General features: G+C 44.8%; 10 protein-coding genes. 3 read left to right on the top strand and 7 right to left on the bottom strand.

Translation table 11 applies throughout. The features are described 5' to 3' along the window. Positions 1-91: 91 nt before the first annotated feature. Genes AB6E51_RS01435 through AB6E51_RS01425 form a run of 3 tightly spaced genes read right to left on the bottom strand, consistent with a single transcriptional unit; the run spans position 92 to position 15,040 of the window. On the bottom strand, positions 92-1,042 hold the full coding sequence (locus tag AB6E51_RS01435) for an OmpA family protein (protein WP_102429186.1): 951 nt from the start codon (positions 1,040-1,042) through the stop codon (positions 92-94). A 60-nt stretch (positions 1,043-1,102) separates the two neighbouring features. Beyond that, entirely contained in the window at positions 1,103-4,618 is a 3,516-nt protein-coding gene (locus AB6E51_RS01430) for a hypothetical protein (protein WP_372058824.1), read from the bottom strand. 27 nt (positions 4,619-4,645) lie between these two features. Next, positions 4,646-15,040 carry a hypothetical protein gene (locus AB6E51_RS01425; RefSeq protein WP_372058836.1) on the bottom strand — a complete coding sequence of 3,465 codons (10,395 nt, stop codon included), beginning with the start codon at positions 15,038-15,040 and terminating at the stop codon, positions 4,646-4,648. A gap of 306 nt (positions 15,041-15,346) precedes the next feature. On the opposite strand from AB6E51_RS01425, the gene AB6E51_RS01420 reads away from it, so the two are divergent. Next, positions 15,347-17,206, top strand: coding sequence for a helix-turn-helix domain-containing protein (locus AB6E51_RS01420; RefSeq protein WP_372058822.1), 1,860 nt, complete (start codon positions 15,347-15,349; stop codon positions 17,204-17,206). Between the two features lie 28 nt (positions 17,207-17,234). Here AB6E51_RS01420 and AB6E51_RS01415 read toward each other — a convergent pair whose 3' ends face one another. After that, the gene (locus AB6E51_RS01415) at positions 17,235-18,101 is read right to left on the bottom strand and encodes a LysR family transcriptional regulator (RefSeq protein WP_372058820.1); all 867 of its coding nucleotides are present in this window, start codon (positions 18,099-18,101) and stop codon (positions 17,235-17,237) included. Between the two features lie 141 nt (positions 18,102-18,242). Here AB6E51_RS01415 and AB6E51_RS01410 point away from each other — a divergent pair, with 141 nt between their 5' ends. Next, positions 18,243-18,617, top strand: coding sequence for a nuclear transport factor 2 family protein (locus AB6E51_RS01410; RefSeq protein WP_372058818.1), 375 nt, complete (start codon positions 18,243-18,245; stop codon positions 18,615-18,617). 203 nt (positions 18,618-18,820) lie between these two features. On the opposite strand, the gene proX is transcribed toward AB6E51_RS01410, so the two are convergent. From proX to proV, 3 genes are read right to left on the bottom strand one after another with little or no spacing between them, the layout of a single operon-like run. After that, complete coding sequence (gene proX, locus AB6E51_RS01405; protein ID WP_017065372.1) at positions 18,821-19,828, bottom strand: glycine betaine/L-proline ABC transporter substrate-binding protein ProX; 1,008 nt, start codon at positions 19,826-19,828, stop codon at positions 18,821-18,823. Then, positions 19,821-20,915, bottom strand: a complete 1,095-nt coding sequence (proW, locus tag AB6E51_RS01400) for a glycine betaine/L-proline ABC transporter permease ProW (RefSeq protein WP_372058817.1) — start codon at positions 20,913-20,915, stop codon at positions 19,821-19,823. The genes proX and proW overlap by 8 nt, the downstream gene beginning before the upstream one ends. Before the next feature lie 3 nt (positions 20,916-20,918). Then, positions 20,919-22,106: a glycine betaine/L-proline ABC transporter ATP-binding protein ProV gene (proV, locus tag AB6E51_RS01395; protein ID WP_017067805.1), complete on the bottom strand. Its 1,188-nt coding sequence runs from the start codon at positions 22,104-22,106 to the stop codon at positions 20,919-20,921. Between the two features lie 639 nt (positions 22,107-22,745). Here proV and AB6E51_RS01390 point away from each other — a divergent pair. Further along, positions 22,746-23,483 carry an HAD-IIB family hydrolase gene (locus AB6E51_RS01390; protein WP_372056736.1) on the top strand — a complete coding sequence of 246 codons (738 nt, stop codon included), beginning with the start codon at positions 22,746-22,748 and terminating at the stop codon, positions 23,481-23,483. The last annotated feature ends 33 nt before the right edge of the window (positions 23,484-23,516 follow it).

Below are 23,516 nucleotides of genomic sequence, written 5' to 3'. Positions count from 1 at the left end.
TAATCCCTAGAGTTAGCAACAAAAAGCCCCAACGTGTGGGGCTTTTTGCGTTTTATTGTAGAGGCGTCTATTCGTTATTCTTCGGTGATCTCTAATCGCTCTCGCTGCTCGACGTCTCTTGTTCACTGCCAGCAAGAGCTTGCTGTTCGGCGGTAATATCAGATTCTTTGAACACAATGAACGCGCGACGGTTTAATGCATCGGCTTTTTCAGAGCGTTCATTAATCGCAGGCTGCAACTTACCAAATGACTTCACTTCCCAGATGAACTGCTTAGGGTCGAGTTTGGTTTTAAGGTATTCAACCACCGTTTCTGCGCGGCGCTCAGCCAGCTTTTCATTGTAAGAAAGTGAACCCGCTTGGTCGGTGTGCCCTGCTACCATAATGCTGCCTTGCAAGCCGCTCAACTTCGTTGTGAAGCCATCTAACTGAGTTAGATCTTCTTGCTTAAGTACTGATTTGTCGAAATCGAAGTGTGGCGTCATTGCCATATAAACTTTACGTTCTGGTTTTGGTGGCTCACAGAAAGGCATCTCTTCGTACTTCTGAGCTTCTTCAAACACAATAAATGCACGGCGGTTCTCCGCTCGGTCTTTATCTGTCTTACCAAACAGAAGAGGTTGAGTCTCACCAAGGTGTTTCACTTCCCAGTCATATTGCGTTGGGTCTAGTTGCCCTTTCAAATAATCTGCGACCGATTTAGCACGGCGCTGTGAAAGGCGCTCATTATATTCGAGAGAGCCCTTGAAATCAGTATGGCCTACAATCGTGATGCGCCCTTTTAAGCCTCTGATCTCTTTAACAAAGGTATCTAAGTTGATCTTGTCGAGGTCGCGTAATTGATATCTATCAAAGGCAAAATGTTCTGCGATGGCAATATGCACCTCACGCTCTGGCGCCAAACACTCGCTGATTAAAAACTTAGACACATCGATGCCAGCAAACTTGTCTCGGTTCTCCTGACTCACGAACGTGGCGGTTGCACAGCCGGACAGCAACAAAGTACTCATCACTGCGCTTATTAGGAAAATAATTGTTTTCATCTTACTCTTAACTGTCACTTTGAATTCTCAACTCTTAACTTTCGACCCACTTGGGCAGGCTTAGATCTTACCGACTAAGTTAATGAACACGCCGGATGCGTCGTAGTCATCATCATTGGTTAAGTCACTATCAAACGCAGAGAAGTTATAACCAATCCCCATTTTGAAGTTCTCGCCGATGTGCTTGTTCACCGAAACTAATGCACCGTGTTCTAGCTCATCGTTGAGAGTGTCTGTTTTCCAGTGGTATTCACCCGTCACATCCCACTCTTTCATCACGCGGTAAGAAGCACTTAATCCGTATAGGTCGATATCGCTTTTGACCAACTCATTCGAACCAGACGCTCGTTCAAAAGCTTGCTGTTTGTCTTTATGGGCGTACTTAGTACCGACGTCCCAGTGTTGGTCGATTGAATAGATCGCTTCAACTTCAATGATCTGGCTGGTTTCATCTTGATAATCCACATCGCGATCCAGTTGATCGAAATCTGCAATGTAGGTGTAGCGGCTCAGTAAGTTGAGTCGATCGTTGTAGATCGGACGATACGCTAGTCCACCGGTCGCTTCAGTGAATTGCGCCATGGTTTCGCCCGTTGTTTCACTTTCGGTGATGGAGTAGTTGTACTTGCCGAACAATGTGTACTCTTCCGTTAAGTGATGCGTGTAACGGTTGGTCGTCACGATTTGTTGCAGCTCTCGCTGAGCGATGTCAGGGTCGTCTTCACTCTTATCCACTCGATATTCAAATTTGTGGCTTAGGGTGATGTCATCTAGGTCAATTGAAGCATTGAAGCTGATGGACTCACGCTCTGTGGTGATGCTCTGGTCATCTTCAATTTCCCCAAGCTGATAACCGATCCCCATCTCGACATCTTCCGTCACGTCGTAACCAAAGCCGTACGAGTCGATACGGCCATGACCGTCGTTTTCATCAACAAACTGGTTCTCTTGGTAAAAATCGACACTGCTGGTGAGGTCTGCACGCTGACCAACAATCACGTTGTTTTGACCTTCGTAGTTATCATCTACATAAGTTACGTAGGTTGAGTGGTCATCGGTTACATCGTAAGTCACAGTCGCTTCTGCTACTTGGCCTCGGTCGCCATCGGTGTATTCGCCGCCAAGAGACAAGTCTTCCAACACTTGGAATTCAGCGCCAATCGACGCGCTGTCGTTTTCATCATAGTCATCCGACTGATCGACGGTCTTTTGCCCTTTAACGTAAACGCTGTTCTCGCTGTCCCACATGTATTCCAAACGCACGCCCGCTAAGGTCGCATCGCTGTGCTCGTCGTTTTGGTTAAGCTCTTCAGTTTGTTGCCCTGCCGCCGAAACTTTGATGTGCTCGGTGATTTTGACTTGAGTCTCGATCTCAATCGTTTCAGTATCTGTTTCTAGATTACCATCGACATCGCGCTCTTCATTGGTCGAGAAGCGAGAGAGAACCGCCAAGCGATCAGTAGCTTGTAAACGAACTTCAGCACCGTATGCCTCTTGCTCTAGATCATCGCTGCTGCTCGCGTAGCTGTATCCCGCGTCTTTGTCTCGGTACCAAAGCTTAAGGTCATTGCCAACGGCACCAAAGATGGTTGGAGCAAGATCGTAAAGGCTAGTCACAGCCGTTATTTGGATACTGTCACCCTCGCGATCTTCTAACGTATCGCCAATGGGCGTAAAGGTTAAACCACCATCGGTAGAGACGAAATTCGACTCGGTTTGCCTGCCTTCACTGTGTGCAAACTCAGCCTTAATGTAGGTACCTTCTGTTGCACGCAACGTTAAGTCCGTACCGTAAGACTCGTAGTCTTGGTTGTCCTTTTCTTGAGTCGCATACGTCACGCCAACACCAACGTAATCGTTGATCCAACCTTTAGCACGACCACCGTAAGACATCGCATCTAATGAATCTGAACCTTGTGGGACGTACTCATAGTCTACAACCAGAAAGTTTTCGTAATCGTCTCCGTTTTCAATCACGCTGCCAAAGCTGTCGGATAGGATGTTGTCGAGTGGCTTGGTCAAAATAATTCGACCTTGGTACGGGTCAAAGTCATAGTCGACGCCCGGCTCAAGTGGGATTTCATTCTGCACTAGGCCAGATTCATCTTTTACTTTGACGTAAACTTTGTCACTTCCCGGTACCGCTTCACCATGACGAAGGAAGTACAGAGAGCCGCCTGTACCCAAGAACTCATCGTGTGCATACAAGGAATCAGCTTCTGCGGTAAAACCGACCATGTTCAGACGATCTTCACCGTATTGTGTAGTATCGCGAGTGCGATAATCAGCTTTGAAACCATAGAGGCTACGGTTGTAATCGTTGTTCTCAGTGCCTGTTAAACCCGTGTTGTAGTTACCCCACAAGTATTGAGACTTATCGTATTCAACATTGAGGTAAACCTTGCCCTTGGTGTTGACCACTTTTTCGATGTTTGAGCTGTCACCATAGTTACCGTAATAAAGCTCATCGTCGTCTTCGAGGATATCGAACACATCCGAATCGTCTGAGGCGAACGGATGTTTGAACATGTCTTTGATTTCACTTTCTCGCGTATCAAAGTGAGTTGTTACACGAAGTTTGTCGCCAAATTTACCCTGACCAAAGTACGCTAAACGACCTTGGTTATAGATGTCATTTTGATACTGGTCATCGACACTTAATGCATCGCTATTACCAGACACATTATTCTTACCAACATAAAGATCAGCCAAACCGGTTTGTGCGTAGTACGTATCTGGAATACGAACGTACAGCTTGTAACGACGTTCATCACCGTTATCAAACACAACCTTGGTAGGGAAAATGTAGGAGTCTGTTGGTAAGTACTGCTCTGCATATAAGTTGCCATCTTCGACATCAAATTCATCTTCACCGATGATGACTTTATCTACGCCTTTCAAGCCAGTGCCGATGAACTTCGCTAAACCCGCATTGGTCGGGATGTTGTGACGCATCAGCTTTGCCTGTCCGTAACTTTTACCTTTGCTCTCTTCATCGTCGTTATCGTTTCGGTCGATATCGACTTCAGAGTCCGGCTTAACTAAGTCAGTCACACCAACGGTGGTCACATCCATGTTGCCATCTTTGTCCCACGCTTTTAGGCGGAACATCAGCTGCTCACCGACCTCAAACTGATAATCAACATCAGTTTGACCATCCCAATTGATGTCAGAGTCGTTCGCCAGTTTATCGCCTTCAAGCACAGCGATTGGCTCAGACAGACCAAAGTCACCCACTCGGTACACTTCCAACTGGTACTTTTTGATGTAGTAACCGTAGTTGGTGGTAATGGTGAAACCGACGCTGTCACGCAGTGTGCCTTGTTCGACTTCTAATTCATCGCTGACACTGACATCTAATACTGGGTCAAAGCGAGTGATGTCACGGCTTGCCCAAATAGCGCCTTGCTCTAAGTAAATACGCGAGCTGTCTTGGTCTTGGTTCGGCTTGGTGATTTCAATGCCAGTCGTCTCAGAACCGAGTTTTTCAAGCTTACCTGTGTCTTTCGCTACCGCCATCACAGGAATGGCCGTTAACACACACGTCGCTAAACGAGACTTACTAAATACTTTCATACAATTTCCAGTTACGGTTCCAATGGCTTACTTCTGTTCACTTTGTTGGTCTTTGCGATGAACGCTAAAGTTGAACTTGGTGAGCTTGTTCGGGGTAATTCGCAACACTTTTGGGTTTTCGCTCACCACTTCCATGGAGGTGGAGAGCGAATCAGTGTCCAACTTCACGAGGAAGTTCTTACCTTTCTTATTGAGTACCCATTGGTCGGGCACGTGGTAACGACCGTACTGGTCTGTGTAAATAACGATTCCCTCAACCGTCATCAACTTAACGCCCGGAATACCATCTTCGTAAATACCTTTGTTCTCGATAACGATTTCCCACAGGTAATCCTCGCCATCGCGATACAGGTTTCTGGTTACGTTGAGGTTTTCCGCGCTCAGTCCCTTTTTCTTGTCCGATTCATGCTTAAACTGAATCTGACCTTGTGCGTCGAACTCGATACGAGAGCCCGCATCGGTTGTGACGTAGAAATCAAAGCTTTGCTGTGTGCGAGTTTTAAATTGAATCACCACTTTGCTGGTTTCTGGCAGTGTTCGGTTCACTGAATGTCCCCAAAGGTCACCAAGCTCCAAACCTTGTTCAAGTGCAGTGGTTATCGCACCATCTTGAATAGCAACGTCTTGACCATCACGAATGATGTGCGTCGAATCAGCGATGTAGCCTTGTGTTGCTAAGTTCGCAGTTAGCTCAACATCAAACGCGGTTGCATCAGCTTGGAATCCATCTTTGTTATGATCTTCAAAAACTTTACCGATGATCGATGAGGTATCGAACACCTTGTCCGGCTCAATGGTCACTTTGGCGGTGTCTTCATTAGAAACAGCCGAGCCATCAACCTTCGCTACTGCGGTGTTGATGTAATCACCAAAAGTGGCACCTACCGAGACACGCAATAAGTAACGAATACGCAGCTTCTCGCCCGGATCAAAGTTCAACGATGTGAACATTAACTTGCCCGTATCTGATGGATCTTGAGAGATAACCTGATCGTCTTCCGTACCGAACTCACCATCAATGCCGCTTAGCACAACTTCTGATGTATCCACGATGTATTTCAGACCACCTGGGTAACGGTCTTCCACAGTCACGTTCTTAAAGTAAGATTCATTGTTGTTCTCAACGATGATCTCGTACTCAACCGCATCACCCACTTGCGCGGTATCTTGCAGTGCAGACTTGGTTAGCTCCAACTCTCCAGAATTATCAGGAATCTTCTTGATATGAGTAGTTACACTGTCGCTGGTTTCGGTACCGTCAGATTCGGTCGCCGTAAAGGTATTGGTAATGTCGTCATCCAAGCCCTTACCTAGCGTACCCACGACCTCAAACGCGTAAGCATTTCGTTTGTTGGATTTCAGGTTAACGGTAGTGTCTAAGTCTTTATTCGACGGGAAAGAATGACGCTGAATAACCGCGCCCGAGTCGTCGACTTCCACACCTTCAATTGTCCAATCGATAAAGACTTTATTACCTGTGCTGTTTTGTAGTCCACTGATCTCATCGGTTAGACGAACATTAGCCGCGTTACCTTGACCGTTGTTGGTCACGGCTAAGTAATAAGTGACACTGTCGTCATCTTCGGTGTATTCAGGCTTATCAGAACGTTTTTCAACAACCAGATCAGCACCCACTGGCGGCAAATCCAAAGCAGATACTTGATCTGCCACTGCCTGCATCGAGGTTTCAGAGGCCAACATGCCTTTAGAACGAGCGCGCATCGCTGGGCTACCAGTTAAGTCGAGGTAGTATCCAAGCACATCGATATTAGTCAGCATGTCTTCGTTGACCGTCAATGTGAACGTGTAATCAATCTTGCCGCCCGGCGATATGTCGACCAAGGTGAACAGGTCTTTGTCGTCATCAAAGGTGCCAGGTTGAGTTTCAGCCCCTTCTGATGTTGCCGTTAGTGTCCATTCATCAAACGCATTACTAAAATTACCATCAATATGATCACCCATGGATTCAGAGAACTGGGTGTAAAGCGCGACATCTTTGGCTATACCTCGGCCTATGTTTTGCACCACTAAGTGATACTCAACCTGCTCTCCCGGCACGTAATACGGGGCATCGGTAAACAGCTCAGCTTGAACCACAGCCGCAACTGTTTGAACTGGAGGACTGATAACATCGCCGCCATCTACTTGCGCAGTATTAATGATGTGTCCGGTCGCGGTATCGACTACGGTGCCTTTTGAGCGGAACACAACTGTGCCGTGCGGTGCAATATCCACACTGTACTCAATCGGGCTAATTTGCTCCGTCGTCGTTCCTACCGTGGTTGACTCAACAACCAAAGAAGTGGTTCCAGCAACAAAAGCAGGCCCAGTGGTACCATCGTAATAGCCCACCTCTATCGTGCTCATGTCATCGACAACACTTAAATCGCTGATGTAGTTGTTAGAGGTGTTTTCAATGGTAATCAAGAATTCCAGCTCACCACCCGGCTCATACTCGGTTTGTACGTTAGTTTTCGTCGCAACAAACTCAGAGTCTTTCGGTGTCATGACTACCGTTGAGTCTTGTGGTGTTCCGTTATAAGTGATGGTTGCCGTGTTACTGATATCGCCAATCGCCGTCGTACGAATCAACGCCTTAACATGGAATGTCACGGTACTTTGTGGCGCCACATCCATACTCACATCGATATCTTCACTCAAGTCGAACGTCTTGGGAGTGACAACAGAGCGATCATCCGAGGCGCCAAAGCTCACTTCCCATAGTAGGAATGCCGACTCTTGTTTATCCGCGGTCGTGTCGACTTGAATGTCACTGATGATGTCTTGAAGTTGAACACCAGATGCAAACGCATCAGAGCTGTTGGTTACGGTGATGTCGTAGTTAATCAGCTTGGTTACTTCATACGATGGCGTATCAACCGTCTTCTTGACCGAAACCGTCGCCAACACTGGTGTACTGGTAGCACTGTCATCAAATGTTGTGCCGTCAAAGGTCGCTGATGCGATGTTAGTAATATCGCCTGTCGCCAACGGATTAGTCGCAACTTGAATAGTGAAAACAATACTGTCTTGAGGCGCAATATCGAGCGTCTCATGAAGGTCTTCACCACGGGTTGCATCCGGTACTGGGGTTTCACCGGTTGTCGATACCGCCGATATTTGGATTGAAGCAGGGTCAAAAGCTTGTTCAGTCGTACCACCTGCAATCGTGGTTTCAACCGACTTCAGCGCATCTTCAATAGCAACATCTTCAGCCCAACCTAAGCCGTTATTCTTAACGGTCACGGTGTACTGAAGTGTTTCTCCCGGAAGGTACTCTGCTTTATCGACATCTTTAGTGATCTCAACTTGCGCATCTTCTGGAATGTAGGTCGCGTCTGCAGAGTGCTCACCGTCGTCGCTATCAACTTTAACGACGTTAGTGATCTCGCCTTTGGCCTTATCATTAACAGTGTTGGTCACGACAAATGAATAACTGTCACCCGGGTGAATGCTGTAAGTCGCACTATAACCCTGTGCGTTATTAACCACATCTTTGCGAGCGTTCAGTGCTGGATCGCCACTGCCATCAAGCTGTTCGTCACTAATGACCCAATTACCTGTCAACGCTTGCTCTTGATCTGGGCTGTTAGCCACCTCTGTCATGATGGTATCGATGCGATCCGTCAGGACTTGATCGACAAGGTAACCTTCACCTGTGTTAGCCACGGTGATCTTGTATGAGATAGGTTGACCCGGTTGATACTTAGCATCAGGTTCTGCAATTGGCGTCGTTTCTTTGGTTAGAACCAATTGACCCGACTTCGGAGTGATAAAGCCTTCTCGTAAGCGAGCGATCTTCGAATCGTCCAAACCATGTCGTAGATAAGCCGTATTGGTAAAGCGCCCAATCGCATCATCACGAACCTTACCTTGAACGTGAATACGGACAGCTGTGTACTTATCACCACCGCCCGTACCAGCATCGTCACGCCCTGCCATCTTGATCGATTCGACAGGTAAATCGATGTCTGGACTGTTTTGAGCAACTAGCTTATCTAGCTCTGAAAAATCATTAGCGTCAGGGTCTGACGGCGCCGAGTTATAAAGCACATCGTAATCAACCGTCCATTCTGTCAATGCCGTTTTCATTGAGCCATCAACGGTTTCGACTTCAAAGCTTCTGATGATGTCACGAATCGAAAACAGGCCAGAATCCACATCGTCATTGGTGATGTCGATGTAGTAATTCACTGTTCCTCCCGGCACGTACTCAGGCGTATCCGTCCATTTATCAATTAGGATATTCGAGCGACCCGGATCAAGTACGATGTCGTTGGTGTTATCACCGTTCACTTGCGCCGTGTTGGTAATAGTGCCTGTCGCTGAAGTCGACACGGTGCCTTTCACATCAAACACAATACGCTCGCCAGGACGAAGATCGACAGTTGCATTCAATGGGACGCTACCGTTGTAGTTACCTTGCACGTCATAAGTGCCTGCAGGTTCAACCGCTATAGCCGTTGTCCAGCTAGAGAACGCATCATCACCATCTTCGGTTTTGATGGTGTGAATCGCATCAATAACGCTCACATCATTTGCGATGCTATCGCCTGTGTTATCTAACGTAACTTGATACTCAACATCACCACGTGGTGCGTAAGTACAACCGCTGCCATCGTTTGAAGGAACAGAACACCCTGCCGATTCACCATCGGTATACACCAAGGTTTTGAAGTAATCGAGCTCGGCATCTTTAGGGGGGATCACTTGCGACGTTGCAGAGTCACTTCCTGCGGTCACTTGGTTCGCATCAATCGTGCCCAAAGCGTCGTCACGAACGACACCGGTTAAGTTAAAGGTCAGCACTTCTCCCGCTGCAATATCGGTTTCAATATCAAGGTTGCCACTGGTGTTGTAGCTTGGTACATAGGTATCAATGTTGGCATCAATACCATTGCTGACTTCATGGATTATATCGCCAGAAACAAAAGCGGATTCCGTTTTACCGCCAATCACTTCGACTTGAATGTCTGTGATTGTGTCTTTGATCTGAATATCATTCGCCCAACCGTTTTCAGGGTTTGTGACTACAAATTCATACTCAACTTCGTCACCCGGAAGATAGGTATCACCATCATTGAACGGGTTGCCGTTGATCGACACCACACGTTTTTCAACACTGGTATTATTTTCAAGCGGCATTAAATTCGCTGTTCGAGCACTACCGTCATACGTCGCTTTATTTTGAATGTCACCCAATGCATCTTCACGAATTTGAGCATGAATAGTGAACGTTAGGCTTTCTTGAGGCGCGATAACAATTTCGTTATCAATATTGATGTTATTGCCCGGAACAAAGTCAATCGCGTCGGTAATAGAGCCTGTCGCAGCCGTTTTATCTAGGCTAACTTCCCAGCCAGCCAAGAACGGTTGTCCAACAGGATCACCACCTGAAGTGGTGCTGTCTTCTGCAATACGAGTTTGAATTTCCGAAATCGCATCTTCTAGGCGAGAACCATATTCTATACCATCCCCCGCATTCTTAATCTCAACGCGGTAATAAACCTCACTCTCACCAGAAGCTTGAGAATATTCAGTTTTTTGCGAAGAGAAGCCTGCATCATAAAACGCTTTTTTAGAGAACGTGACTTCAGGATCTGCCATCGTTGATGGTGGCGATACCGCGATCAACTCATTGCCATTGTCTTCATCGATGTAAGCTTTATTAGTAAAAGAACCTACCGCTTTCGGACTGATCTTGGCTTTTATGACATAGCGGACAAACGCTGACGATGCAGCTCGGCCAAAGTTGTCTGCCGAGATATCGAAGTGAGTATCAATCGGCTTATTGCCTTGGATTGAGTTATCAACATCTGGGTTGGAAATACCTGAGCTATCAGTGAATGTTTCAATCGTCCAGCTATCAAAGGCAGGGCCACGCGTTCCATCAAAGTATTGAGTGTTAATTTGGTCGATGTCATCACGCAAGCTCATATCATCAACGTGGGCGCTCGCAATGTTCTCAATTAAAATTTCATACTCAACATAACCACCTGGCATGTAGTTAGTTGCGCCAACCAGTTCGTTTTCATCCGTGTCGTAATACGCCAGAATGTTCTTTTCAAAATCAACTTTTCGAGCTTCTTGACGAATATCATGAGATATCGTGTCACCATCAACGGTTAGAACGTTAACAACATCACCATTGGCTTTGTCATTGATGGTCGCGACAACTTGGTACTCAAGCTTAGCGCCCATCGGAATATCGGCTTCAACATTTAGGTTACTGTTGGTTGATGTGTAAACATTGCCAGCACCTGCGCCCGCATCCACATACTCAGAATCAGTTCCAGTTGCGATCGATGTGATGGTCCAATCTGAATACGCTGGTCCTGTATTACCATCCACTAAGCTGACCGTAATATCTTCGAGGTTATCGACGATTGGAATATCGTGAGCGTTACCTTTGCCGTCATTCTCAATCACTAAGTGATAGGTCACGGTTTGAGCGGGCTCGTACACCGCTTCATCAGTCGTTTTATCAAAATCTAAATGGTAGTCATCGGGAATCACGACGGTATCTCGATAATGAATATCACCGACCGCATCCGGTCTTACGGTACCTGTTACTGTGTAAGTCACGTCTTCGCCAGCATCGATATCAATCGAGGTTACGATGTCAGTGTCGTTCGCAACATCACCGTCTTTGGTACCATCTGTTGTACCCGCGTTCGCAGGATCGCTCTTAGCAACCGCCACCGTAAACTTGTTTGAACCTACCGAATCATTGAAAAATGGATTACCTGAATTGCCATCTTGTAGCTCCACTGATATGTCATTAATCAGTTCGTTAACGTCTACGTTGTTTCGATAACCATGTCCATCTTGAGAGTTGTACCTAATGGTATAAGTCAACTCATCTCCCGGAGAGTAGCGGTTAATGTTAGTAGTGCGAACAACGCCGCCGTTATTATGTACCTGATGGTTTTCAGCCACGGCACGTTTGGCATACTCACAATCGTCAGTACAACCGGCATTATCATCATGAATCAGCACGGCTTCGTTGCGGATTATGCCGCCGTCTCTGTCCGCTACACCGTTAGATACCGCATTGTCTTTGACATGCGCCTTAATACGCACCGTGACAAAGTCTTTGGCCGGAATTGAAACTGGGAACTCCACATCTTCAGTCGTTTGAGGGCCGAAACCAGAGCCAGTATCAACAGACCAATAGTCAAACGGGTTTTGATTAAGAACATCTTCTACTTCACCATCTTTATCATTCGCTAGCGTAGTAGTGATCTCACTCAGGCGATCCATGAAGATAAGATCGGTCTCATCAGTGTCGCTGTTATTGCCAATAACGATGGTGTAGGTGAGATCTTCACCCGGCGTGTAGCGGACAACATCGGTCGTTTTGGCTAATGAAACATTGATGTCATAGGTACTGTGTGAGTTATCTATTTGAGCGGAAGAGCTGTGGTCACGGTCTGTAATAGGATCGTAAACATCAACACGGTTCGATACTTGTTCTTCTTCATAGTCAGACTTAACAATGCCGCTCACCTCATAGTGAACCCACCCTCCGGGAGTGATATCAACGTCGGTATCGATGTCAGTGTCGTTAGCAATGTCACCGTAACGAGAACCCGGTTTATCTGTGTTGGTCGAACCTACAATTGTCCAACTATTAAAGAAGTTAAGCGCTGAAATACTATCTTGTACCGTTGCGTCATTTGCATAGCCAACACCGCGGTTATAGATATAAATATCGAACGTAGCGCGCTCACCTACAACAAAGTCGGTATTTTGAGCGGTCTTAGCGACTACAAGATTCGGCTCGCTAGGATAGGTACGTACCGTATCCGATAGATTAGTATCTGGTCCCGTCACTGTTGCGGTATTGGTGAATGCTCCCCAAAGAATCTCACTGTCGACACTGCGATCGAGTGTCCCAACAATGGTATAAGTAATCGTCGCACCTGGCGGGATCTGAGCGGTGGCATCCAGATCATTGTTATCCGAGAACGATCCAGGGTCAGTCACGGCTTTCACCCACGGGGAGTCTGCCTCTCTTTCTGCACTGATCGTCCACGAAGAGAACACGGGCTTGGTTTCACCCGGCTCGTGAAGTAACTCTGCTTCTATGGTACTGATTTCATCTTTAACATTGATGTTAGAGGCGAAACCGTTCCCTGCTGGGTTGGTAATGCTGATCGTATAAGTGACAGTATTGGTGGTGTCGGTATACGCGTTTTGTTCGTTATGGCCATCAACACGCTTATCCAATACTAAGTAGTAATCTCGTGGGTATGAGCCTCTGTCGGAATAAAGCACGCTGTCGACTGTCACTTCATTACGGATTTCATCATCGGCAATGGGGTTTACGATCGCCGCAATGCTATAAACGATCTTATCGTGTGGGGCCAACTTAGCCTTCTCGTCCAAGATAAGTTTATTGCTTTGATTACCTTCAATTTGACCAGTAAAGCCGGGATCACTGTTTGTCGAAATTGAGCCGTCAGAGGCATAGGATTTCGCAGTAATAACCCAGCTCAAATATGCTTTAGTCGGTGTATCGTTAATAGACTGAGTCATGACAGAGACTAAATCATCATAAACCGGTATATCAATCGCATAGCCGTCACCGTTATTCTCTACCGTGATGTCGTAGTTCAGGGTACCGCCAGCTGAGTAGTAACGAGAATCCACTTCCTTTTGGACCTTTAATTTCGAGTTTGGCATTTGGACGCCAGAACCCGACTCGCCTAAGTTATCCCCTAAGCACAAGCCGGCATCGGTACCATCATCAACAATCTGCCCCACACTGGTGTCTGCCACTTTTGCGGTCAGCTTATAATGAACGAAGCCCTCAGGTGCGAGGTCGACTTTCAAATTGATGTCGTTTGTTGTCCAAGTATTGTAATTAAATGAACCATAATTCGATCCTTCACCACTTCTATCAGCGACTTCAAGCTTCCACTCGGAAAATGCTGAAGCATTAGAGCCATCCGCTTGCTCTGTCACGATACAAGCAAATTTATCGACAACTTCGATATCGTTGGCGAAGAACTCTGTGTCCTTGTTAGAAATAACAATGTCATAGACCACTTCGTTATCACCGACTATCCCCGGAACATAAGTCGTATCTGTGGTGTTCTTATTACGTGTAATTTGACTTGATGACGTCGTCAGAACGTCTTTCGAATCGAGAATATTGGCCAAAGCATCGCCAGAATCTGCGTGGCCATCAGCATCAACCACTCGGGCTGCAACTTGGGGAATTTGACCAATAGACACAGGGCTAACGTCCACCACAACGGAATAAACAATCTGCTCACCGGGATAGATAGACACTTTGTCTTCTAGTGACTTGTTGGACTCCTTTCCAGATGCATTGAGTTCAGAAAGGCTATTAGAACCGATCGAGGTCACTTCATTGGTCCAAAAATCGTAAGGGTTACCAACCGTGTCAGTTGCGTTCTTTTCGTTGCTGACATCGTTGCCTAGATCGGTTTCAAGATCCGCAAGAAACTGCTGAACCGAATAATAGTACGCGATACCAGTGTTTGCTTGATTAGCAACCGTGACCGTATAGGAAAACTCATCGTCGACTAGGTAGTTATCCGATTGGTTCAAGGTATGTGTCAGGGTGATACTAGGCTCAGTGGGTGGAGTGATAACCTCATCAACTGTGACCAAGTCATCGCGTGTTTCAGCGATTATACCGTCATTAACGATGTCGCCGACTAAATTGTCGGCAACGGTCGCTTGAATTTCGTAAGTCACAGAACCGCCTATATCAATCGACGCATCACTTACTGATAAGTCCCCTGATTCGGCGAAGGTGCCTGGATCGCTTTTGCTGCCTTCAACCTTGGTGGCAGAGTTAACGTTGTCAGTAAAAGCTTGTTGCAAAGCCCCTTCAATATTGAGTGCCTTTATATCTGAAATGATATCTTGAACGTCGAGCGCCTGAATAAACGTATCGCCAGTATTCGAAACCTTAATCTTATAGGTGAGTTTGTTATTGAGTTGATAGTTCGCTTTATCGACCGAAACAACAACATCATGTTGATACACACCACGCTGAATGGATTCTGTATTTGATTCAACAGCATCCAATAGTCCAGTGCTCGCACTTGCGAAGTTATCAATCGTACCGGCTGCGTTAGCAGAAACGGTGGCGACCATGGTGTAGGTCACTGACCCGCCAGCCGCAATACGCACACCTGATGCATCTAAGTTTCCGAAGCGACTGTAATCACCTGGAGATGACAGGAAGGAGGATTGCGCTTGAGTCGAGACTTGCGAGAACGCGCTGACATTATTCCCTTGGTCATCTGTCGTTAAGATATTTAACAGCTCATCCTTAACGTCCAACTCAGCAATAGCTTTATCCGACTCATTCGTTAAAACAAGCGTATAAGCCACCTCTTGGTCGTTGTCATAAGACGCACTGTCAACAGACAGATCCATAACAAGACCCGTTGTGTCCGCATAGGAGGCAAATGGAATCAATAAAATAGATAAGAAAAAGGCAAGGTTGTATCTGAACATTAACGCGCACTTCACAGTAGATTGACAAGTGTCTAGGCAAAAAGCCATAGATTTGACGTCACTAATTTGGCACTTAGCCTATTAGGGACATGCGCAACATACAGTTCAAATAATCCGAACAATTAACATCTGTAAAAAACAAATTACTGAAGATGTTAAATAGAGAATCTGATGTCTAAATTAGAATCAAGACATTGAGTTAATTATCAGAAGGTTAATGTTTTAATGAGTGAGTTTTCACAGTTGTTACGTAACTTCAGAAAGGAACTTCAATTTACACAAACAGAGTTTGCAACCTACTTAAATCAGCTGGACGACGAGTTTAATGCGGTTGACGTCGTAACGATAAATCGTTGGGAAAACAGTAAGGTAAAGCCTAGTACATACAAAGCACTCAAGATCTTACAGTACCTTGGCGGAGATTTGTTTGAGACAATAAAGAGCTTTAAATCCGAACAAAAAGACACACTAATCGAACTGTTTTTAAACGAATCCTATGGCTCATTTCAAAGTAGAATTTCAGCTCTATCAGGCCTGAATCAACAACAAGGCAAACGCAACTTTAAGTCACGGCCTTTAATGTTAGAGCCTTGTGACACTGGCGTTATCGACAGAATCAAACTACTTTCTAAATTCACAAAAGTCGATATTTCGCCATTGGACCAAATTGATTTATATCTCTACTACTGTGAGAAAAAAGCACATGGTCACAAGCTGATCAATGTTGATGGCGACATTGTGAGTCACAACGTAGGCTTTTTCTTTGAAGACCATCAATTTGAAACATTAAAAACTCAAGAGCTAGATCTAAGAATGGCCTGCTCTTTAAATTCAAGCAAAAGCATAAATTATTTTAATATAAGCTCACACTCAGAGACAAAAGATCATGTTATTGAGCATATAGTTTCAGATATACAGTTACTTTCTCAGAACAAAAACATTAAAAAATATTCTGTTTTAGTAAAAGACCCCAATATGATGAGACTCTTGAAGAGTGTGGGGTTTGAAGTATTTAAATTTTCAGAGCCTTCTGCTAAAAAATGTAATATCACATTCAAAAATAAACATTATAGCTACTGTATATTAACGATTGATAAAATAGACTATCTGACGAATCGGAACGTAATGTCACTAATCAAAGATGAATATTCTACCATGATGAAATTTCCGCAATTACTGCGCGAAGCGCGCAAGAAATTGAAGTTAACGCAAAAGGATTTTGCGGCATACATTAATCACTTAGATGATGAATTCAGCTCTGTAGATGTCGTAACGATAAATCGATGGGAAAATAGCAAAGTAAAGCCAAGTAATTACAAAGCCCTAAAGCTACTGGACTGCCTTGGTCTGGACTTGTATACAACGTTGAAATCCTTTGATTCAGAAGATAACGAAGACAGTGCATTACTTGAAGACTTCCTTCGTGAGAGGTTCTTTTCGTTTCAAAGCCGAATATCGTCTATCACTAAAGGGGAAATAGAAGAAGGCTGCGACTGTCAGATCATGCCACTAATGACAGATCAGAATGACAAATCAGTAATAGATAGAATAAAGCTGATTTCACAATATACAAAGGTGGATCCTTCAGCTCTTGATACTATCGACCTGTTTCTCTATTGCAGTGAAAAAAAGGCGCATGGCAGAAAAATGGTCGATGTTAATGGCGATATTGTTAGTCATAGCCTAGGTTTTTTCTTCAACGAAGAGGTATTCGAGCAATACCAAAATAAACATCTACATATTAAGCAAGCCTGCTCTTTAGATTCTAATCATAACTTAAATTACATTGTGGTTAGCGGTCACTCTGAGAAGCGTGAACAATCTATTGCGAACCTGATTTCCGATATGAAGCTTCTTGCAAGAAATACTAAGATTAAAAAGTATTCCATGATCATAAAGAACCCAAGTGCATTGGAACTTATGAAGAACATCGGATTTGAAATATGGAAGTTTTCAGAACCAACAGAACAAAAGTCGAACATCACCTTCAAAAACAAAAACTACCGCTATTGCGTACTGACTATCGACAAGATCGAATTACTGAGTAATAAACATGTTATTTCTTTTATTAGTAAATATGGTTAAGCACCGGATTTTACCAACGATAGAAAGCTTATACTAAATTCTGCTTAAGCTTTTCTTCCAACGCTTGGATACACAGCTTGATGGCGATAGGCGTATTTGAAGCAAATGGGTTTAGCGCATAAACCGTGTTGGTGGGTAATTCAAAGCTTGGCAGCACGTCGACAACATCACCAAATAACTGAGGAATGCAGAAATCTGGAATCACACCGATACCAACACCTGATTTAATCAGTGCAAGGCAACTGTGGAACGAATTGGTGACGCAACTAGCTTGCTGTTGGTAGACAAAGTCCTGCTCAGTTTGAGAACTAAAATGATGAGTCACCTGCTTTCCCTGCCAAGAGTTTGCAATGTAAGGAATCGATTCAAGCTCACGTTCACGCATGCTTTCAACGCCACATAACACATCTTTAAACTCACCTAACCTCTTCTGCTTTAAGTTACTGTCACGAGAACTGCCCACTCGTACCGCGAGATCAATATCGTGCTCCATGAAGTCTAAATGCTGATCGTCGCTTATCAGTTCTGGCTTTAACTTCGGATATTGTTTCATCAGTTCGGCAATAACAGGCGCTACCAATAAATCCATCAAGGCATTCGGAGCTGTGATACGAATCCGGCCTTGTGGCTCTTCTAGCTCAGCTTTTGCCATATCCCAAGCCGATTCAGCGATCACATTGATGTCTTTGCAACTCAAATAAAAGCGCTCACCCATGCTTGTCAGAGTTTGTCTTCGTGTAGTGCGTTTAAGAAGTGAAGCACCTAACTCTTGTTCTAGAATTTTGAGATGTTGACTGACGACAGATTTAGACAACTCTAGCTTTTCAGCCGCAGCCGAGACTGAACCCTGCTCTACGATATGAGCGAAAATCGACATTTGCTTTAGCTTACTCATCTTATTGTTCTCTTTTTACAAACAGTATTTTCTATTATCTCTGTTTTTCAAATCAATTTCCAAGACTAAACTCAATTCAACTTATCGAGATACCAAATCAAAAAGACAGTGCCCGACACAATACTGTTATGGAGAAAGACAATGTTAGACAACCAAATTTTAGAAGCATGTAAGCAAGGCATTAACGCGTGGCAGAAAGCATTCAACAGCCAAGACGCAAAAGGTTGTGCCGATCAATATACTGAAAGCTGTGTAATGGAAGCGCGTCCATTTGGTACTTTTGAAGGTCATGAAGCGATTCAAGCATTTTGGCAAAACATCATCGACCAAGGTTTCAAAGACGTTGATTACACCGATGTAAAATGGGAAGAGCACCCAGACGGCGGTTACATTCTTACCGCGAGTTGGACAATGAACAAAGCGTTTGGCGTTGTACATCATGAACACTGGGCACTTGAAGCCGATGGCTGCGCTCGCTTAGTCAGCGACAACTTCGAAGTTCAAGGCGAACGCTAGAGCTGTAATTAACAGCTAGAAGCTCAAAAATAGAAACAGAAAACAAAAAGCCAGCAATCCAAATGGACTGCTGGCTTTATAATGTTCACTCTTGTCGCCCTTTCACTTGGTTTGAAGGTGATTGAGTGACTCTACACAATCACTCAACACGCTCATCATTTCAAATCAAAAGTCTGGTAAGACAGAGCAAATACAAGTCAACGTTACAGTGCTGCTTTCTTCGCTTCTGTAATCCAACCATCGAACGTGCTTTGGTTCGCTTTGATCCAACCATTTACGTGCGCTTCGATATCCGCAGAGCTGTTCTTACCTTTACTCATCATCATGTTCTGAGCACTTACATCATTGATGTTAAGCTTGATTATTTCGAAAAGCTTCGCTGCTGATGGGTTGTTCTTAGCAAACTCTTTGTTCGCAATAATGCGCATTGAGTTCATTTCGAAGCCGTAGTTTTTGCCGTTAGATAACGTCGTATCCACGTTCGAACGCTCGCCAGGAAGTGCTGAGAATGGCACTTCTAACCAAACTACATCTTCGTTAGGCACCAATACGCCACTTACCCAGTAAGGTGTCCACGTGTAGTAAAGGATTGATTCACCTTTTTGGTAACGAGAAATCGTATCTGCAATGATTGCAGCGTAGTTACCTTGGTTGTGAGTCACCGTATCGTCGAGTTTGAACGCTGAAAGTTGGTGTTCAATCACCATCTCACAACCCCAACCTGGGTTACAGCCTGTTAGGTCTGCTTTGCCATCACCGTCCGCATCAAACAGCTTCGCGATTTTTGGATCCGTTAATTGACCAATGTTAGTGATGTTGTACTTTTCAGCCGTTTTCTTATCAATAAGGTACCCCTGAGCAGCGCCGCTTACATATTGGCCTTCACGGTAGAATTTCTCATCACCACCAGCCATTGTGTATTTGTCAGCATGAAGCGGGAACCAACCTACCGTTAGGAACGTTGCGTCACCCTTTGCAATCGAGGTGTAACCTACGTTGTAGTCCACTTCTTGAGTTGATTTCACATCATAACCCAGTTCTTCTAAAGCACGGTTAACGATCAATGTTTGGAACGTCTCTTCCGCTACAGACGATTGAACAGGCTGAACTGATACGCCCTCACCCGGTAGGCTTGCTGCCCACACGTTAGTCGATACCGCTAATGTCGAAACGATGCTTACTGCGAGTTTACTCTTCCATGAATTATTCATTGGTGTTTTTCCTTAATTGAAGTTCTGATTTGTTACCGCGATTAAGTACATTCAGTACAAGGGAAACAGGTCCCATGCGATACCAGCGTAATTTTGTATTACCAGCATTGACACCCAGTACTTGGGTGATTCTGTCTAATAAGATGGCTAAGATAACGATGCCTAAACCACCAACAGCGGCCAGTCCCATATCCAAACGGCCAATACCTCTCAGTACCATTTGACCTAAACCACCTACCGCAATCATTGATGCGATAACCACCATAGATAGCGACAACATCAGTGTTTGGTTCACGCCCGCCATGATAGTTGGTAATGCAAGTGGCAGTTGAATTCGGTAAAGCATCTGCTTTTTGCTTGCACCGAATGAGTGACCCGCTTCGATCAATTCTTCCGGAACTTGCTGAATACCCAAGATGGTCAAACGAACAACAGGAGGAAGTGCGAATATGATGGTCACCACGACACCCGGAACGTTACCGATACCAAACAACATGACGATCGGTACTAAATAAACGAAGGCTGGTGTGGTTTGCATAGCATCCAAAATTGGGCGCACGAATTTAGCCGCCGTGTTACTTCGAGCGAGCCATATCCCCATGGGTAAGCCAATCAATAGGCAGAAGAATACGGATGTCATGACCAGTGACAATGTGGTCATTGCTTCAGACCAAGCGCCAATCAAGCCAATGAAAGTCAAAGATACGGCCGTTGTAACGCCAAGCTTCAAGTTTGAAAACTGCCATGCCACTAGAAACAAGATGATCAACATGAATGGTGCTGGCGTAGACACCAACGCCGTTTCAAATGAACTTAGGATAAAATCGATAGGCACACGGATTGCCTGGAATAATGGGCGTCCGTGCTCAACTAACCAATTCAGTCCAGACTCAACCCAAGTGTCAACAGGCAGCACAGCCTCTGCAAAAGGGTCAAGTGGATCAAAAGGTGTCGTTTCAACGGTTTCGCTGCTTAACCAATCCGCTGACGGTGAGGTATCAGCGGATTGACCCCAAGGATCACTTGCAGGTTGAGCTGGAGGAGCCGATTGAGACCATGGGTCATTATTTGTTTGTTCAGACGACATGATCTACCCCTTATCCAATGTTTGTAACAGTCGTGACTTAGTCACCACGCCAAAGTAATTACCTTGCTCATCCACAACAGGCACTGAGTAAGGCACACCACCAACTAGGCCAAGCACATCATTGATTGGTAAATCAGGGTTCAGCGTTAGTCCATCATCGAGCTGTGCGCTGATGAGTGATTTGTTCTCTTTGTGGGCTTTACGAAGCGAGTCGATAGAGACAATGCCGGAGTAACGGCTGCTCTTCTCAACTACGATGCCGTACTCGCGGTCGTTATCCATCAAAATTTGTAGAGCGGACGCTGGGCCATCGTGTTCTGATTTTTTAAATACCGCAGCTGGCTTCTTACGCGCAATGTCTTTCACAGTAAGTACGCTTGCTACGTTCACACCACGGAAGAAAGCTTCGACATAATCATTCGCTGGGTTACTAAGAATATCGTCTGGAGTACCGACTTGAACCACTTCGCCATTTTGCATAATCGCAATTCGGTCACCGATACGCATCGCTTCATCCAAATCATGCGAGATAAAAACAATGGTTCGTTTATCGTCATTTTGAAGGCGAATAAGCTCATCTTGCATTTCAGTACGAATCAAAGGATCGAGCGCCGAGAACGCTTCGTCCATCAACAAGATATCTGGGTCACATGCTAGTGCACGAGCCAAACCAACACGCTGCTTCATACCACCAGATAGTTCATCTGGGTAAGATTCTGAATATGCGCCAAGGCCAACACGTTCAAGTGCTTCAAGTGCTGATTGCTTTCGTTGTTCAACTTCAACACCCGCAAGCTCTAGACCAAACGCGGCATTCTCGATAACCGTCATATGCGGCATCAAAGCGAAATTTTGGAAAACCATGGAGATGTTGTTGCGGCGAACTTCGCGGAGTTCATCTTCTGAGATGTGGGCAATGTCTTTGCCTCGAAGAAGCACATTGCCTTTGGTAGGTTCGATCAAGCGGTTAAGAAGGCGTACTAGGGTTGATTTGCCAGATCCTGACAGTCCCATTATGACGAAAATCTCGCCTTCTTGAATACTAAGAGAAACATCGTTAACGCCGATCGTTAGCCCTGTTTCTTCGAAAACTTTATCTTTATTTGCGCCTTCATTAATCATTGTAAAAGCACGGTCGGTGTCTTCACCAAACACCTTGTACAGTCCCTTAACTTCCAGTATGGGATCCATGTAATCTAATCCTTTATCAGTTATTTAAACTTAAATTGGTTATTTAAACCCGAAAAACAATTAGCACTCTAAGTAATTGGTACGTGTAAATCAAGGTTCTTCGTTCGGTAAAACAAGGAAACAGACTGAAACCAGACCAGCAACAACAAGACCAAAAATAAGCAAAAACAAAGCAAGCTACTGATAATAAAAGGGATAAATTAGATAAGCGTACGGCCAATATTATGTATTACGTAGTCGTAGATTATTGAATATTAATTTTACATTAGCGTGATTAATAGGCTGAATGAACCAACAAAAGCCATAATTAGTTCGTGCACAAATAATTCGAGTACGAACTATTTATTAAGCTTTCATGATGTTTCCGAGGCGAAAGTTCGCTCGGTAAAAAATATAAGATCAACTCTCAATCTCTACCTAAAAACCAAAGGTCAACCGGCTAAAGTCAGCGAGTTGAAATCAACCTTTTCAACCAAGAATTTTAATACGTCACACCAACTGTGATACTTGCTGCAAACTGTCAATTGGTGATTATCTAAGCTGAACTTCAACTTGTAGAGTGCTCATTGCTGAGCCATTCTTTATAAAAGAAATAAGCATTTTCCCGTGACGAAATAGAGAAAAAGACAAGGAATTCGAATGATAAAAATGTTGGTGTGTGACTTTGACGGTACGCTTGATGGAGGCTCATCTCACGGTGTTAACCAGCTATTTGATTACCTCACAGAACAACCTGATATTCGCTTTATCATCGCGACAGGAAGAACATTACCTTCGATTCGAATGGGTTTAGAATCGGATAACTACCCGAAGCCACACAGTATTATTAGCGATGTGGGCACCAAAATTCATCATGTTCATTCCCAAAAACCAGACCATGTTTGGCATAACCAACTGGAAGCTTCTTGGAACAAATCAAGGGTAGAGACGGCTCTCGCCCCCCTTGATTTTATGGGTGATCGCATAGAAAACCATCAAGGCGATTACAAGATCACCTTTGAAGGAAAGCTTTCAGAGCCTCAACACGAACTGATTGAATCTAGCTTGGAGATGCACGGATTAGATGTTCACCTGACTTACTCTCATGATTGGTACTTAGATATCACACCAAAAGGCGTTAACAAGGCGACTGCGATTCACCACCTACTCGAACAACACGATTTGAGCGTTGCAGAAGTGTGCGTCGCAGGTGACTCAGCTAACGACACCTCAATGCTCACCATTGAAGGCGTAAACTCGATACTGGTTGCTAACCATTACCCAGAGGTTGCTCACCTATCGGATAGAGACAACGTATACACGAGTAGAGCAACACATGCTGAGGGTGTCTTAGAAGGCCTTAAATACTGGCAAGGACGTGCGTCGAGTATCCGATAAACGCCAGTTCGCCATTAACAACAGATTAGAATC

This window comes from Vibrio sp. 10N.247.311.47, from assembly GCF_041467535.1.
Lineage (GTDB): Bacteria > Pseudomonadota > Gammaproteobacteria > Enterobacterales > Vibrionaceae > Vibrio > Vibrio crassostreae_C.
This window is presented reverse-complemented; position numbering and strand designations above follow the sequence as displayed.

Excerpts from the sequence above, each read along its gene's own strand:
- AB6E51_RS01390 (WP_372056736.1), top strand. The coding sequence starts at position 22,746 with ATGATAAAAATGTTGGTGTGTGACTTTGACGGTACGCTTGATGGAGGC.
- proW (WP_372058817.1), bottom strand. The coding sequence starts at position 20,915 with ATGTCGTCTGAACAAACAAATAATGACCCATGGTCTCAATCGGCTCCT.
- proX (WP_017065372.1), bottom strand. The coding sequence starts at position 19,828 with ATGAATAATTCATGGAAGAGTAAACTCGCAGTAAGCATCGTTTCGACA.
- AB6E51_RS01435 (WP_102429186.1), bottom strand. The coding sequence starts at position 1,042 with ATGAAAACAATTATTTTCCTAATAAGCGCAGTGATGAGTACTTTGTTG.
- proV (WP_017067805.1), bottom strand. The coding sequence starts at position 22,106 with ATGGATCCCATACTGGAAGTTAAGGGACTGTACAAGGTGTTTGGTGAA.
- AB6E51_RS01415 (WP_372058820.1), bottom strand. The coding sequence starts at position 18,101 with ATGAGTAAGCTAAAGCAAATGTCGATTTTCGCTCATATCGTAGAGCAG.
- AB6E51_RS01425 (WP_372058836.1), bottom strand. The coding sequence starts at position 15,040 with ATGGATCTGTCTGTTGACAGTGCGTCTTATGACAACGACCAAGAGGTG.
- AB6E51_RS01430 (WP_372058824.1), bottom strand. The coding sequence starts at position 4,618 with ATGAAAGTATTTAGTAAGTCTCGTTTAGCGACGTGTGTGTTAACGGCC.
- AB6E51_RS01410 (WP_372058818.1), top strand. The coding sequence starts at position 18,243 with ATGTTAGACAACCAAATTTTAGAAGCATGTAAGCAAGGCATTAACGCG.
- AB6E51_RS01420 (WP_372058822.1), top strand. The coding sequence starts at position 15,347 with ATGAGTGAGTTTTCACAGTTGTTACGTAACTTCAGAAAGGAACTTCAA.